The following is a 16,028-nucleotide window of genomic DNA, read 5'->3' as shown; positions in this document are numbered from 1 at the left end:
GGAAAACCTATTACGGTACAAACTTTTACATTACTACCTTTTAATTGATTCGCGCAGTAAGAGACAAATTTGGGGTTGATGCATACAGAGAAAAATTCATTATCTTTTGCTTCTTTACATAATATCTTGATTTGTGATTCTGTTGTATTCGCAGCTAGTTGTGTGTGGTCAATTAATGATTTTATCATGGAAAATTTACCTTATGTCAGGATTGTTTGGTGTGACTATATTAACATTATTTTCTATGGATACGCTAAAATTTAATATAAATGTTACTCAAGTAACGCTAATGGAGACATTTGTCACGTTAATCTAGATATTTTATGGCTATTATAGCGAACTATTATCTACAGTGTAACAATCACAACATTTTTGGAGATGTTACTGATTTGTTGTAGACAAATATTCTATTAATCAGCATAAAAGGTTTTGTTATGAAAACGATAGCGGTAATCGGATCAAATATGGTCGATCTAATTTCTTACACAGATAGAATGCCTAAAGAAGGAGAAACACTTGAAGCGCCTATGTTCAGAATGGGGTGCGGTGGTAAAGGTGCAAACCAAGCAGTGGCTGCAGCTAAGATGGGATCAAATGTTGTTATGGTCAGTAAGGTGGGCGACGACATGTTTGCTGAGAATACACTTAGGAACTTTCAATCCTATGGTATCGATACTAAGTACGTAAATAAAGTACCGAAAATGACCAGTGGTGTTGCGCCAATTTTTGTTAATTCATCTTCTCAAAATGCAATTTTGATTATCAAAGGTGCTAATAATTTCCTAAAACCGGAAGATATTAATAAGGCTGAAGCAAGACTAAAAGATGTCGACCTGATTGTTCTTCAACTCGAAGTGCCCTTGGAAACTGTCTACTACGCAATTGAATTCGGTAACAAGCATGGGATTAAAGTTTTATTAAACCCGGCACCCGCTGTACCTGACTTAGATATTAATTATGCCTGCCGATGTGAATTTTTTATACCAAATGAAAGTGAATTAGAAATTTTAGTTGGTAAGCCTGTTAATACCATAGAAGAAATAAAAATAGCGGCAAAGGTTCTGTTAGATAGAGGTCTAAATAATATCATCGTCACCATGGGTGAAAAAGGCTCACTGTGGCTCACGAAAGAGGGTAAAGAAGTGTTGATTGAGCCAACGAAGGTTAAGGCGGTGGATACTAGTGGTGCTGGTGATGCGTATATCGGTTGTTTCTCTCACTTTGTTGTTAAAACGAATAATATTGAGGCATCAATGAGAAAAGCTTCTTTATTTTCAGCATTAAGCGTCACCGAAAAAGGGACGCAATTCTCATACCCAAGTATCGAGCAATTTGACGAATTTGAAAGTGAGAACCTTTAGATAATTTATTTGATCAAACTCTATCGGCATCTGTCGGTAATTAATAATATTCAACAGGAGAATATCTAATGATTAAAAGCAATACAATACAAGGTAATGATGGCTACTTAAATAAAACACCTTTATTCCAATTCATATTACTGTCTTGTTTATTCCCTTTATGGGCATGTGCAGCTTCACTTAACGATATATTGATAACACAATTTAAATCAGTATTTGAGTTATCAAATTTTGCGAGTGCTTTAGTGCAAAGTGCATTTTATGGTGGTTATTTCCTAATAGCTATTCCAGCCTCATTAGTCATCAAGAAAGCATCTTACAAAATAGCCATCATGATCGGCCTATCCCTCTATATAGCGGGTTGTACGGCCTTTTTTCCTGCATCAAAAATGGCAACATATACAATGTTTCTAGCTGCTATATTTGCGATTGCAGTAGGTTTGTCTTTTTTAGAAACAGCTGCAAATACTTATTCTTCAATGATCGGTCCTCGTGACAATGCAACGCTTCGTCTTAATATCAGTCAGACATTCTATCCGATTGGTGCGATTGCCGGTATTCTTTTAGGTAAATATTTGATTTTCCAAGAAGGTGCAAGTTTAGGTGAACAAATGGCGGGGATGAATGTAGAAGAACTTCATGTATTTAAATTACAACTGCTAGAACACACGCTACAGCCTTACAAATACATTATCTTTGTTCTCCTTGCTGTACTCATTCTATTTTCATTAACTCAATTCCCAAAGTGTAAAGTAAAAGAAGAATCAGGTGAAAAATCCCCTTCTATTGGTGAAACGCTAAAGTATCTTGCAACTAATAAGCGTTTCAAGAAAGGTATTGTGACCCAGTTCTTGTATGTAGGCATGCAAGTTGCGGTTTGGTCTTTTACTATTCGTTTAGCCCTAGAATTAAGTGACATTAATGAACGTAATGCATCTAACTACCTTATTTATTCTTTCATTTGTTTCTTCATCGGTAAGTTTATAGCAAACATATTGATGACTAAATTCTCGCCAGAAAAAGTTTTAGTGGCGTATTCAATTGTAGGTGCTGCTTTATTAACGTATGTCAGCTTAGCTGATAATTTTAGTGTGGTGTATCTAGCTGTTGGTGTGAGTGTATTATTTGGTCCATGTTGGGCAACAATTTATGCCGGTACACTCGATACTGTTGATAATAAATATACAGAGACAGCAGGTGCAATTATCGTAATGGCTATCGTTGGGGCTGCAGTTGTTCCTGCTATCCAAGGCTTTGTCGCTGACCAAATAGGAATGCAAATGTCTTTCCTCATTAACGTTGGATGTTTTGCTTATATTGGCATGTACTTCTGGGGTGAGATGAAAAATAAAGAATTCCAAAAAAATGAATCATACCAAACAGCTTAAACACCTCAAGCAACTCGTGTTTAAGCTTAAAATTTAAGCCACCTTAGCGTGGCTTCATATAGGATTTACTATTATGTTCACTATACCTTTATATAAAGAAAACTTTACCAAACAAAAGCAGCTGATTACTAAATCGGATGATTTTGAAGTAAATACATTTATTTACAACTCAGGGATCGAAGCGTTAGAAATAAAAAATTCTCAGGGGCATTTGGTTATATTACCTTTTGTAGGCCAAATTATTTGGGATGCTAAATTTCTAGATGTCGACCTCTGTATGAAAAACATGTTTGCAGAACCCAAAAAGTCGCATGATATCATCGGTACCTACGGTTGTTTCGCATTTCATTCAGGACTTCTTAGTAATGGGTGCCCAAGCCCAGAAGATGACCATTTATTGCACGGAGAAATGCCTTGTGCTTCTATGGATTCTGCATGGCTAGAAATCGAAAATGGGCGCCTAACGATTAAGGGCCAGTATGAATATGCGATGGGCTTTGGAAACCATTATCTTGCAAAACCATCAATATCACTTGAAGCTGATGCAAGTATCTTTGACATCAAGATGAAAGTGAAGAACCTTGGAACTCAACGGATGCCTATTCAGTATATGTGTCACATGAATACTGCCTATTTTGAAGAGGCGACACTTGCGCAAAACATACCTGATGAAGCTATAAAATTGAGAGAAACTATTCCTGGGCATGTGAAGCCAACAAAACAATGGTTAGACTACAATGAAACGTTAAAAGTGTCACCACCAATCCAGTCACTAACAGATAGCGCAATGTATAATCCTGAGATAGTCTATTTTATGGATGAGCTATCTAAATTTACTGATGTAGCAAAATTTGAAATGGCTATTTCCGAGAACAAGAGACTTATTACACGTTTTGATACATCTGAGTTTAATTATGCAACTCGTTGGATTTTGTATAATGGAGATCAAACTGTTGGTGCTTATGTGTTGCCTGCGACTTGTAGGCCCGAGGGATTCCTTGCCGCTAAAGCGAATGGGACACTGCTATATCTAGAATCACAAGAAGAGCGTGAGTTTTTAGTTACGACAGGAATTAAATAAATTCTAATTTCTTCAATTAAAAGGTTACCTGATTAACCATAAGGCTCCGCCACTACGCTACCAAACGCAGAATCTAATTTGATCAAGTTAGTATTCTTCGCGGAGTCATATTATGATTATCAATAAAGTTCAGTTTGCAGAAGGCAATAGTATCTTGGGTATTGTCAATTTAACTGCTTCACATGAGTAAAATCAACTATATTGACCTTATCTTAAATTTTGAACTGAAGTGGATTAGCTTAAATGACCACTCTTTTTGAGTTGTCCAGATACCAACTTTTGTAATTCTCGGTTTCAGGAATATAGTGCATTATTACTGTGACTAGTTTGGCTTTGATTGAAAAGTCTCACAAAAGAGAGTGGAATCGATCTGAATGGTACTATCCAGGTTGATGCAGAGCTTGAAAATAAGTGACTGGCAAGGAACTAATCATAGCGTTATTTAAAAAGCAATCTACGAAGTAGTCGTCGACATATATCAAACGCATAAAAATCACTTTATCTACTATAAAGCGATTTATGTTTTGTTAAAGATGACCTCGTTTTAAATCAATATCAGCCTCCATATCGACTCACTTTAAGTCTGATATTTCGGTATTATTTATCCTATTTACGCCACGTTTACGCCTGAAGAGTCGGGAGCCTTTGTAAATCGGGGGTTGGTGTCGGATATTTTATCCGTAGTATTGCTAAACAGATCATTTCCCGTTTGCTTATAAACATCCTTATTCAGTATTCACCTGAATTCTCATCTGATCTTATTCGCTTTAGGGGTATTAGCGAGTTAGCTTTCTAAGACACAAGCGCCTTATTTTTTTAGTCTCTAATCTGAATTTCTTAACCAATATTGACATAGACCCTTGCTATTTACTGATCGTAATATGTTTTTATATTAATTTTAAGTTAAGTTTTTTCGGGGGTGGGGTTGTTTAATGTCATGATTTTAAAGGATGAAATGTATGGATGCCCTGCCTTTTTATTCCTATTCCTCAGACAAGAAAAACGTACGGAAATTGCCTAGCCGCATTGGTTTGGTTTCTTTATCAAAAGGTGTGGGGCGTTCATATATGTCGCCTCTTTTTGTATTCTAGTACTTTTCGATAGCACATCTTTTTTAATGCGATAAGAGTTACTAAAAATAGGCTGCAAGTCAAAATGTTTTATTTTTCATGATAATAAAATTATCGCAAACTCCTTTCACATCATCCACTGTATAAATTGAATTCAAATCCACACATTATTTAAGATCGATTAATTATGTCGCCTGTCTCTAAAAAACCACAAATAATTTTATCTTAATCATTGACAATGATTTAAATCAACATTTTAAGTATGGATAAAGAGCACGCTGGATTGACTATAAAATAACAACAATATTTCGACGATTAATTTTAAATTAACACAAAGAGCATAACACTATGACTAGTAAAATTGTGCAAATGTTAAAGCTTGGAATGACCAGGCGAAATTTCCTCCGAACCACTTCTGCGACTGGCCTGGCGGCAGCTGTATCTAGTATCCCTCTTCCCTTTAAAGCAACGGCTGCGACTGTAAGTGAAAATCCATTAATCAAAGAAAAGGTTGTCTGGAGTGCATGTACTGTGAACTGCGGTAGTCGTTGCCCTTTGCTAATGCATGTGGCTGATGGTGAAATTAAATGGGTAGATGCAGATAATACAGGTTCTGATGACTACAGTAAAAAAGACGTTCAAGTGAGAGCGTGCTTACGAGGGCGTTCAATGCGTCGTCGTGTATATAATCCTGACCGTTTAAAATACCCAATGAAAAGAGTAGGTAAACGCGGCCAAGGAAAATTCAAACGCATCTCATGGGATGAAGCCTATGATGAGATAGCGAACAGTATCACTAAAATCCGCAAAGAGTATGGTAATGAAGCGATTTACTTAAACTACGGTACCGGCACTTTAGGTGGAACAGTTACGAAATCTTGGCCTCCGGGAAAAACGCTGATTGCACGTCTAATGAACCTAAACGGTGGTTATTTGAATCACTATGGTGATTACTCTACTGCTCAAATATCAAAAGGGTTAAGTTATACCTATGGCGGTTGGGCATACGGAAATTCATTTTCTGATACCGAAAATAGTAAATTAATTGTGCAATTTGGTAATAACCCTGCTGAAACCCGAATGTCTGGTGGAGGATTAATCCACCATTTACGTGAATCGGTCAATAAATCAAATGTAAAAATGATCAATATTGATCCGCGCTATACCGATACAACCGTTGGTTTTAGTGATCAATGGATCCCAATTAAACCGGGTACTGATGCGGCTTTTATTGCAGCAATGGCACACGTGATGATTAAAGAAGACTTGGTTGATAAACCTTTCTTAGATAAATATTGTGTCGGTTATGACGAAAAAACATTGCCCGAATCAGCGCCGAAAAATAGCGACTACAAGTCTTACATTTTAGGGGCTGGTACAGATGGTTTAGAAAAAACCCCCTTGTGGGCTTCAACAATAACCGGGATCCCGGTTGATATTATCGTCAAAACTGCACGAGAAATAGGTTCGACAAAACCATGTGCAATATTTCAAGGTTGGGGATTACAGCGTACGGCTACTGGAGAAATTGCCAGTCGCGCTGTGGCTATGCTAGCTTTATTAACGGGTAACCTGGGAATTAATGGCGGGGGCTCTGGTGCACGGGAGTCAGATTACAGTATTCCGTTTGTCCGTTTTCCAACTTTAGACAATCCAATAAAAGCCTCTATCCCGATGTTCTTGTGGACTGATGCCATTGTCCGTGGTCCTGAAATGACCGCGATTGCTGACGGTATTCAAGGTAAAGATAAATTAGATGTTCCCATTAAGTTTGTATGGAATTATGCGAGTAACTGTTTAATTAATCAGCATTCAGATATCAACCGTACTCATGAGATTTTACAAGATGAAAATGCCTGTGAAATGATTGTGGTTATTGATAATCACCTGACCTCTTCAGCAAAATATGCTGACATTGTGTTACCTGATTTAACCACATCAGAACAAGCCGATTTTTGTATGGATGGTAAAGCGGCAAATATGCCTTATTTCATCTATGCGGACAAAGTGATAGAGCCACAGTTTGAGTCGCGAAGTATCTATCAAATTTGCAGTGATCTTGCTAAACGTTTAGGTGTTGAAGAACAATTCACAGAAGGTCGGACACAGGAAGAATGGTTGCGTCACTTATATGCTGAAACCCGTAAGATTGATGCGAGCCTGCCTGACTTTGAGACGGTACGTAAGCAAGGCATCGTAAAACGAGTTGATCCTAATGGCCACTTTGTTGCTTATCAGGCATTTCGCGAAGATCCCATTAAAAATCCGCTCAAAACAGCATCGGGTAAAGTTGAAATTTATTCTGCTGCACTTGCCAAAATCGCATCGGAATGGACCCTGGCAGAAGGCGATGTTATTGATCCATTACCAATTTATACGTCACCATTTGAAGGCTGGGATTCTCCAATGAGAAAGCAGTTTCCATTACAATTGACTGGTTTCCATCACAAAGGACGTTGCCACTCAACTTATGCCAATGTTGACGTGTTGAAACAAGCGGCGCAGCAAGAAATGTGGATCAACCCTGTTGATGCCGAGTCGCGTGGTATTCGAAATGGCGCACAAATTCGCATCTTTAATGGACGTGGTGAAGTGTTAATAAACGCCAAAGTAACACCACGCATCATGCCCGGTGTGGTTGCGGTAGGTGAGGGCGCTTGGTATACACCTGATGCAAAAGGCGTTGATCGTAATGGGTCGATAAACGTATTAACAACACAACGACCAAGCCCGCTTGCAAAAGGCAATCCACAACATACAAACTTAGTTGATGTGCAACTAGTAACAAGGGCCTAAGGACTAACTTATGAAACAGTACGGTTTTTTTATTGATTCAAGTAAGTGTACTGGCTGCAAAACTTGTCAGCTAGCGTGTAAAGATTTTAAAAATTACGGTGTTGAACAAAACTTTCGCCGTGTATATGAATATACGGGAGGAAATTGGACGGAAGATAATGGTACATATCGGCAAGATGTATTTGCCTATTACACCTCTATCGCTTGCAATCATTGTGACGAACCAGCTTGTGTAAAAGTCTGCCCATCCGGAGCGATGCACAAACGAGATGATGGCTTTGTGATCGTGGCAGAAGATGTTTGTATCGGTTGTGGGCAATGCGCCAACGCGTGTCCTTATAGTGCACCACAATATAATGCAGAAAAAGGCCATATGACAAAATGTGATGGCTGTTATGAACGTGTTGCAGAAGGTTTGCAGCCAATCTGTGTCGGGTCATGTCCATTACGTGCGTTAGAATTTGGCCCGATTGATGAACTAAGAGCAAAATACGGCACAAATGCAGACGTTGCGCCGCTACCACCCTCATCAATCACAAAACCGAATATTGTGATTAAACATAACGGTAACGCTCGACCAACGGGTGATACTACCGGTTTTATAGCTAACCCAAGAGAGGTTTAAGATGGGATTGCATGAGTGGCCATTGGTCTTGTTTACTGTTTTTGCACAAACAGCGGTAGGTTCATTTATTGTAATGAGCTTAATTATCTTAATGACTGATATAAATGTTGATGTAAAAACCCGTGTGACTCGAAATATGTTTTTTGTATGGGTGATCATGGGACTTGGTTTTATGGCATCAACTGCGCATCTTGGGAGTCCATTACGGGCTTTCAACGCACTCAATCAAGTAGGTACTAGTTGGTTATCAAATGAAATATTAACAGGTATGTTGTTTTTTAGCTTTGGGGGTTTATTTTGGTTACTCGAAGTGCTTAATAAAGGCAATGCTGCGATTAGAAAAGGGTTACATATTGTTGCCGTTTTAATCGGTGTTATTTTTATGTATGCAATGGTTAACGTGTACTTAATTGATACCGTACCGACATGGAATACTGCCTACACAGGATTAATGTTTGTATTGACTATGTTTATTTGTGGAGTGATGTTAGCGCAAATTTTAGTTACAGCAACACAGTACAAAAATAACCAATATCAGCGGTTGTCAAAAATTATTGTCGGTATTGCTGTCGTTGCAATTGTTATTGTTAACACGAGCCAAATTTCATCATTAGCCGGGATCCAAACATCCGCGGTTGCTGCGGTTGATTTAATTCCTAACATAGGCACCATTCAAGCTTACCGCATTGTATTGCTGGTTAGTGGTGTTCTGGTATGGCTTTTTGCAAACAAACAAGGATCACTAAAACTACCTACTGCTATTGGTGGTTTAATGTTAGTGATGATTTCTGAACTCATTAGTCGTAACTTGTTTTATGGCTTACATATGACGGTTGGAATGTAAGCTCCATACTAAAAGAAAAAGGTTAAAATTTATGCATGAGCAGAAGAGTGTTTATATTGAAGAGATCGGGATAATGGGGCGCATGTTAGGTGCACTCTTTTATTTCCCTTTATTACATGAAAACAACCAGCATGTATTTAATAAATTAGTACAAGATGATCAACTTACCGATGGTGAATATTTCACCCTTTATCAAACTATCCAAGCAGAGCATGGTGATGCACTTAACGATGATTTTATCTCGTTATTCGAGGGCAGAGAAGTGATGTATGCCCCGCCTTGGGGATCGGTTTATCTTGATAAAGAAGAGGTGATTTTTGGGGACTCAACATTACGTTATAGAGCATTTTTAACAGAACAAGGTATTGCCCTTAACACCGGGATGAGAGAGCCAGAAGATCAAATTGGTTTGATGTTGATGGCAATAAGTCAATTGGTTGAAAATAATAAGAATATCGAGGAGGTAAAGGAACTTTTACGGGAACATTTATTCCCTTGGTGTTATCGTTATTTTGATTTGTTTGAGCAACACGCTGATAGTGAAAGTTATCAATTGCTCGCTCAAATAGCTCGGAGATGGTGTCAGGGTCTACAACAAGAACTTGATATTACCGCGCTTAAATTGCAGATCTACCGCTAATGCCAGAAAAAGATGAACGCTACTATAAAGCTTATTTACAGCATAATACAATAAGCCGTAGAGGCTTACTAAGGGCGTTGATCCCTCGTGTTCCTGAACAACCACCGCTCATCAACCGCACAGTACCACGCCCACCAAATGCTCTGAATGAAGCTGAATTTCAGGCAGTTTGTACTGGGTGCGGTGATTGTGCACTCGCATGCCCCGAGCAAATAATTACTATCGAGAATAAACAAGCACAACTTTCTGTCGACTATGGCTATTGCAGCCAATGTTCGGAGTGTCAAAATGTTTGTAAAACGGGCGCCTTGAGCAATCCTATAAAAGATACGTTATTACGCCCTCACTTTAGCAATGATTGCCAAAATAGGCACAATGGATATTGTGATTTATGCGTTGAACAATGCCCAAGTAAAGCGATTTCTATTGCTCCAAATAGTAAGCCAATACTCCTTGAATCATCTTGTGATGGTTGTGGGCGTTGTAAGCAAGCCTGCCCTTTTTCCTCTATATCATTAGTGCTTAGCTCCCAACCTCAGCACAAATAACCAGAAAGATATTAAGAAAACACCCTAAAATCAGTTGCATTAGCGGGGATATATATTCTTTTTTAGGCCACGCTGTTTAAAATATAATACTATTTTGATCTGAAGATAATTCAGAATTTAAAGTATCGACTTTAGGGGCAGAATGTCGGATACGTATTTTTCCCATAAATATGAAAATTACAGAGGGGCTGTATATTGCTAGTTTTTTAAGCACCTGGCGTACATAGAAGTCATGCGCAAAATACCACTTATGGTAAATAATCACACTAAGTAGTGTGTTAAAAATGTATTTTTAATGAAGATTTTTTAAGTAAAAAATACTTTCCTATTTAGTCATTTTTCCAATGCCAAATAGCTAAATTAGGCAATTTATTTTTTGCTCGCTCCGGCGAGAAATAGAGCGTAAATAGGGTAGTCTCAACAGATAAATAGAGTAAAAGTTCTAAGGCAATGGGGGCGAAAGCGCCTTAACTAAATCCTTCAGAAGCGCATGAACATTCAAATCAGCTTTACCAGTAAGGAATTTTTATTCTGTGCGAGAGTAGTGTGCGATTTTAATAAACTCTTCAAGACCACTTATTCCGTGAAGCTAGCAATCTAGTGAGGATGCCAACTCTAATATAATACTGACGTTAAAGTGTGTATAAAATCCAAATCTATCATTGATCGTTGAGACGATTAAATAGTTTTATTTTTTGGCGTAAATTTGGCGTAAACCTGCCTAAACCCAAGACAACCAAAAAACACCAAGTTTAATTGAAACAGTAAGATAAGTGTTCTAAACTAGTGGATGTAACCATGTTTTTGGGATTCAAAATCCGTTTTCGAGAGAAGTGCCGGTTCAAGTCCGGCCTCGGGCACCATACTTTAACTCCTTGCTTATGCAGGGATTTTTTGTTTCTACAGCACAGTAAATCCCCTTCAAATAACTACCTCCTGTCCATATCCGCTACTTCACGTGCAGATTCTGTGTACAACGAAGTCTAGAGCTTCCTAACAACCTGTAAATAATAGTAATTCCAATTGAGTCTTCTTATTAATTCAGGATCATCCTCTGCAATTTTGCGATGATATTTTATTAAGCTCCGGTTAAAGCTGCAATAAAATCAGTATCACCAAATTGTTTCTAAATATCTCCTGAAACTCAATGACTGTTGATGTTAGAACGGAACATAAGGCGCTTAATTTTTGTACTGTGCTCTGTACTGTGCTCTGTACTGTGCTCTGTACTATGCTCTGTACTATACAGCCAAAAAATACAGCCAAAAAACGAGGTGAAGGAATATGAAAAAAGCGATATTGACAGCTGTGTTATCGATCGCTGTGCTTTCGGGCATACCCGTTGTAGTTCAGTCAGCAGAGTCTGTCGGTAAAAGCCCTCAAGCGCAGCAGCTTGCACCCAACGTGCAGGCCTTTGACAAGCAGATGGTACGGTCGCAGGAATACATGAATAAGATGCAGGAGCAGATGGCGACTATCCGTCAAACCCAAGACCCGCAAGAGCGACAAAAGCTGCTTCAGGAACACTGGGAGACAATGCAGAACAATATGCAGTTGATGGAGGAAATATGGGGGCCCTATGGCGGAATAGTCTGCTGTATGCAAGGCCCTACAATAGGACCCGGAAAGGTAAAGGGGTGGCAACATATGGGAGACCAATACTTCAAGCTCACTGCGGAGCAAATGCAGCAACGGCAATACATGATGGATCGATTTGTGCCCATGCAGCAGATGATGATGCAGCAATTAATGCAGCACCAGCGTTATATGTGGGATAAGTAAAAGTGTGAGACGCTACATAATACTGCGTTTGCAGGTATCTGTGCGGAAAACCGCGCAGATACCTTTTTCTAAATATTCTAATCTTTAATTTATTACTTTTCCTGACAATAACATCAAAGATATCAGTTAATTATTGGTGGTTTATCTTATCTCTAGATTTACGAGAAGACCATTACATTATAAAACCGAGTTTTTGTTAATATTCGATGCGCTTTATGCTCATAACCGACCTATTATTCTAATCATCACCCTTGCTCCTTTTACGATTGTTAATAATTTACTTATTTTAATCTATGGACCGGCAGAAAAATGTTTAAAGATCCTATTCAGCCACAGGTTACTAATATCGGTGTTGTCGTTTCAGTCCGCGGCAGTGTTGTGGATGTTCGTTTTAGTGAATATTTGCCGCCTATTCATAGTTTGCTGGGTGTTGTCGGGGGGGAAATTTTTATTGAGGTGCTTGCGCAACGAGATGCGCAAGTAGTACGAGGTATTGCGTTAACCCCAACGCAAGGATTAGCACGGGGGATGCGTGTAGAAGACAGTGGCGGGCCGTTAAATACCCCCGTTGGTAAGGCTATCGTTTCGCGCATGTTTGACGTTTTTGGCAATACCATAGATAACGGTCCGCCTTTAAGTGACGTGCAGTGGCGTTCCGTTCATCGTGCTCCTCCGACGTTGGCAGAACGCTCTACCCAATCGGAAATTTTTGTCACCGGTATTAAAGTAATCGATGTTTTAGCCCCTCTTGAACGTGGTGGAAAAGCGGGATTATTCGGCGGGGCGGGGGTGGGTAAAACCGTATTATTGACCGAGATGATCCATAATATGGTAAGCCATCATAACGGCATCAGTATTTTTTGCGGTATTGGCGAACGCTCACGCGAAGGTGAAGAGCTTTATCGGGAAATGAAAGAGGCCAACGTATTGGCTAATATGGTGATGATCTTTGGGCAAATGAATGAACCACCTGGTGCCCGTTTTCGGGTGGGTCATGCGGCGTTGACCATGGCGGAATATTTCCGCGACGATGAAAACCGCGATGTATTGTTATTGATCGATAATATCTTCCGTTTTATTCAGGCCGGGTCAGAGATCTCCGGTTTGATGGGGCAAATGCCTTCACGTTTAGGTTATCAACCGACCATGGGCTCAGAGCTTTCCAGCCTTGAAGAGCGCATCGCCAATACTGACAATGGCGCGATCACCTCAATTCAGGCTGTGTATGTGCCGGCTGACGACTTTACTGATCCCGCTGCAGTACACACTTTTTCACATCTTTCAGCCTCTATTGTACTGTCACGGCAGCGTGCCAGCGAAGGCCTTTATCCGGCGATTGATCCTTTGCAATCCGGTTCTAAAATGGCCACTGCAGGGATTATTGGCGAACGGCATTATAATCTTGCTCAGGAAGTCCGCCGCACGCTGGCTAAATATGACGATCTGAAAGATATTATCGCAATGCTCGGTCTTGAGCAGTTGACAGTCGAAGATCGCAAACTGGTAGGGCGGGCACGCCGCTTGGAGCGTTTTTTTACCCAGCCGTTTTTTACCACTGAGCAATTCTCCGCACTAAAAGGGAAGTTAGTCAGTTTAGAGGATGCCTTAGAAGGCTGCGAACGGATCTTAAACGATGAATTTGCGGAGTATACAGAAAGTGCCCTGTATATGATTGGGGCTGTGGATGAGGCTAAAGAGAGCAATACAATGCAGCAGCAAGAAGAGGAAAAAAATAATGGCAGCGCAGATGCAACTTAAAATTTTATTACCCTATACCACCTTTGTTGACAAGACCGATGTAGTGCGGATCGTGGCCGAAACCAATCAGGGCTCCTTTGGCCTATTGCCCAATCGCCTGGATTGTTCCGCTGCATTAACTGCGGGTATTTTTTGTTACCAATGCAAAAATGGAGAGGAAGTTTTTATCGCTGTTGATCAAGGTGTGCTGGTGAAAACCGGCTTTGATGTGATGGTATCAGTACGTCGTGCGATTGGACACGCGGATCTTGATCAGCTCCATGCTTTAGTAAAAAAAGAGTTTCTGGTTGTAGATGAATATGAAAAGCATATGCATGCGACCATGGTCAAATTAGAAACTGGATTTTTGCGCCAATTAAGTAATTTTCAGCATCAATAATTTGCTGGTGTAGGCCCTGGATATGAATGCGAAAAACCATAAAGAATCAACGGAGAAAATTAACCGTAACGCTGCCGATAAGCAGGCTGAAAACTTCTCCAAAAAGGTCGATTTTACTACTCAAGTCGGCTTGAAAACGGCACGTAAACTCAAAGCACGGCGCAACCCAACCTCCGGTGTCTGGTTTGGCTTGGGCATGATGGGGGTAATCGGCTGGTCGGTAGTCATACCTACCTTGCTAGGAGCTGCACTGGGCATATGGTTAGACGATCATTACGCGGATCAGCACTCCTGGACTCTGGCGCTGTTAATCGCAGGTTTAACACTTGGCTGTTTCAATGCATGGTATTGGGTTGATAAAGAGCAGCAGACGATGCGTGATGAACAGGACCAGGACAAAAAACACAATGGTGAATAATATGATCGATCAAATACTTGATAACGATATAACTTACAGCCAGATACTATTCCTGCTGCCGGTGCTGCTTGGCGGAGTAGTATTAGGTCTAATTTTCTTCGCCGGGCTTTGCTGGACGGTGCGGCGAGGAATTAAATCTGCTCACCCGGCCGTTTGGTTTTTTAGCAGTTTTTTATTACGCACAACGATTGCTTTAATTGGTATTTATCTGCTGACTGACGGACAGTGGCCAAGACTGCTCGCTTGCATGCTCGGTTTTATAGGCGCTCGCATTATCGTTATAACAAAAACACGCCCTGCAGCAGACCGCGCGGAAAAACAGGAGGCCGGCCATGCGCCTTAGCCCCGACCAAATCATCTTCTGGCAGATCGGATTTATCAAGCTTAATGCCACCATTGTATTTACCTGGATGCTAATGCTGCTATTGGTAGTCGGCTCTATATTAATCACCCGTCGTCTCTCCAAAGATCACAACCGTTCGCGCTGGCAGAATTTGCTGGAAATTATTATTACCACCATCGAGCAGCAGCTAAAAGAGGTCGGTTTGGACAATCCGAGAGACTATATTGATTTTCTCGGCACGCTATTTTTATTCATTGCACTGGCCAGTTTAGGTACCATTATTCCCGGTTACGAGCCACCAACCGGATCACTGTCAACGACAGTCGCGCTGGCCTTATCTGTTTTTATTGCCGTCCCTTTATACGGCATTGTGCAGCTGGGTATTGTCGGTTATCTAAAATCTTATATGGAACCAACCTTTGTTATGCTGCCGTTTAATCTTATTGGTGAAATTTCCCGCACCATTGCGCTGGCAGTGCGGCTGTTTGGTAATATGATGAGTGGCGCGCTGATTATCGCTATTTTACTGGCAATTACGCCTTTGCTCTTTCCGATCGTAATGACCTTGCTCGGTCTGCTTACGGGCATGGTACAGGCATACATTTTTTTTATTCTGGCGGCGGTTTACATTGCAGCTGCCACCGGCTCAAACAAGCGCCAACCTAAAGAAAGTAATAACTTGAAACAGTAATCTATTCACAGGAGTTGAGACCATGGACAGCATGACCTATATTGCAATTATCTCGATCATTATCGCGGGGCTGACCACCGGCTTTGGTACCATGGGGCCCGCGCTCGCAGAAGGCAGAGCGGTTGCAGCAGCAATGGCTTCACTGGCGCAGCAGCCCGATGCCTCCTCGACCATTACCCGCACCCTGTTTGTTGGATTAGCGATGATTGAATCCACCGCTATTTATTGTTTTGTGGTATCGATGATAGTGCTCTTTGCCAACCCATTTTGGGACTTTGCTGTCACTCAAGCTGCAGGAAAATAA

Annotated in this window: 15 protein-coding genes and 1 pseudogene; 15 read left to right on the top strand and 1 reads right to left on the bottom strand. The window is 40.4% G+C overall.

What is annotated here, in order from left to right; genetic code table 11:
• Positions 1-188, bottom strand: a pseudogene (locus tag ACJAZP_RS12775) (2-deoxyribose-5-phosphate aldolase); the annotation flags it as partial.
• Between the two features lie 246 nt (positions 189-434).
• On the opposite strand from ACJAZP_RS12775, the gene rbsK reads away from it, so the two are divergent.
• The 15 genes from rbsK (at position 435) to ACJAZP_RS12700 (ending at position 16,028) form a co-directional block, all read left to right on the top strand.
• Positions 435-1,361, top strand: a complete 927-nt coding sequence (gene rbsK, locus ACJAZP_RS12770; protein WP_415231125.1) for a ribokinase — start codon at positions 435-437, stop codon at positions 1,359-1,361.
• Between the two features lie 68 nt (positions 1,362-1,429).
• Positions 1,430-2,749 carry an L-fucose:H+ symporter permease gene (gene fucP / locus ACJAZP_RS12765; protein WP_415231124.1) on the top strand — a complete coding sequence of 440 codons (1,320 nt, stop codon included), beginning with the start codon at positions 1,430-1,432 and terminating at the stop codon, positions 2,747-2,749.
• Positions 2,750-2,822: 73 nt separating this feature from the next.
• Positions 2,823-3,830, top strand: coding sequence for an aldose 1-epimerase family protein (locus tag ACJAZP_RS12760; protein WP_415231123.1), 1,008 nt, complete (start codon positions 2,823-2,825; stop codon positions 3,828-3,830).
• Positions 3,831-5,248: 1,418 nt separating this feature from the next.
• Positions 5,249-7,696 carry a DmsA/YnfE/YnfF family dimethyl sulfoxide reductase gene (locus tag ACJAZP_RS12755; protein ID WP_415231122.1) on the top strand — a complete coding sequence of 816 codons (2,448 nt, stop codon included), beginning with the start codon at positions 5,249-5,251 and terminating at the stop codon, positions 7,694-7,696.
• Between the two features lie 10 nt (positions 7,697-7,706).
• A complete protein-coding gene (locus tag ACJAZP_RS12750; RefSeq protein ID WP_415231121.1) occupies positions 7,707-8,321 on the top strand; it encodes a DMSO/selenate family reductase complex B subunit in 615 nt (204 codons plus the stop codon).
• A gap of 1 nt (position 8,322) precedes the next feature.
• Positions 8,323-9,165, top strand: coding sequence for a dimethyl sulfoxide reductase anchor subunit family protein (locus ACJAZP_RS12745; protein ID WP_415231120.1), 843 nt, complete (start codon positions 8,323-8,325; stop codon positions 9,163-9,165).
• 31 nt (positions 9,166-9,196) lie between these two features.
• Entirely contained in the window at positions 9,197-9,805 is a 609-nt protein-coding gene (gene dmsD, locus ACJAZP_RS12740; RefSeq protein ID WP_415231119.1) for a Tat proofreading chaperone DmsD, read from the top strand.
• Positions 9,805-10,353: a 4Fe-4S binding protein gene (locus ACJAZP_RS12735; protein WP_415231118.1), complete on the top strand. Its 549-nt coding sequence runs from the start codon at positions 9,805-9,807 to the stop codon at positions 10,351-10,353. Before dmsD ends, ACJAZP_RS12735 begins: the two co-directional genes overlap by 1 nt.
• A gap of 1,308 nt (positions 10,354-11,661) precedes the next feature.
• A complete protein-coding gene (locus ACJAZP_RS12730; protein ID WP_415231126.1) occupies positions 11,662-12,135 on the top strand; it encodes a hypothetical protein in 474 nt (157 codons plus the stop codon).
• Between the two features lie 309 nt (positions 12,136-12,444).
• Positions 12,445-13,893, top strand: coding sequence for a F0F1 ATP synthase subunit beta (atpD, locus tag ACJAZP_RS12725; RefSeq protein WP_415231117.1), 1,449 nt, complete (start codon positions 12,445-12,447; stop codon positions 13,891-13,893).
• Complete coding sequence (locus ACJAZP_RS12720) at positions 13,871-14,272, top strand: F0F1 ATP synthase subunit epsilon (protein ID WP_415231116.1); 402 nt, start codon at positions 13,871-13,873, stop codon at positions 14,270-14,272. Before atpD ends, ACJAZP_RS12720 begins: the two co-directional genes overlap by 23 nt.
• A gap of 22 nt (positions 14,273-14,294) precedes the next feature.
• On the top strand, positions 14,295-14,690 hold the full coding sequence (locus tag ACJAZP_RS12715; RefSeq protein WP_415231115.1) for an AtpZ/AtpI family protein: 396 nt from the start codon (positions 14,295-14,297) through the stop codon (positions 14,688-14,690).
• Between the two features lies 1 nt (position 14,691).
• Positions 14,692-15,033, top strand: coding sequence for an ATP synthase subunit I (locus ACJAZP_RS12710; protein WP_415231114.1), 342 nt, complete (start codon positions 14,692-14,694; stop codon positions 15,031-15,033).
• On the top strand, positions 15,023-15,724 hold the full coding sequence (locus ACJAZP_RS12705) for a F0F1 ATP synthase subunit A (RefSeq protein WP_415231113.1): 702 nt from the start codon (positions 15,023-15,025) through the stop codon (positions 15,722-15,724). Before ACJAZP_RS12710 ends, ACJAZP_RS12705 begins: the two co-directional genes overlap by 11 nt.
• 22 nt (positions 15,725-15,746) lie before the next feature.
• Complete coding sequence (locus tag ACJAZP_RS12700; protein ID WP_415231112.1) at positions 15,747-16,028, top strand: F0F1 ATP synthase subunit C; 282 nt, start codon at positions 15,747-15,749, stop codon at positions 16,026-16,028.

The organism is Psychromonas sp., from assembly GCF_047632955.1.
GTDB lineage: Bacteria > Pseudomonadota > Gammaproteobacteria > Enterobacterales > Psychromonadaceae > Psychromonas.
The sequence above is the reverse complement of the archived record's forward strand: the minus strand, read 5'-3'. Positions and strand labels throughout refer to the sequence as shown.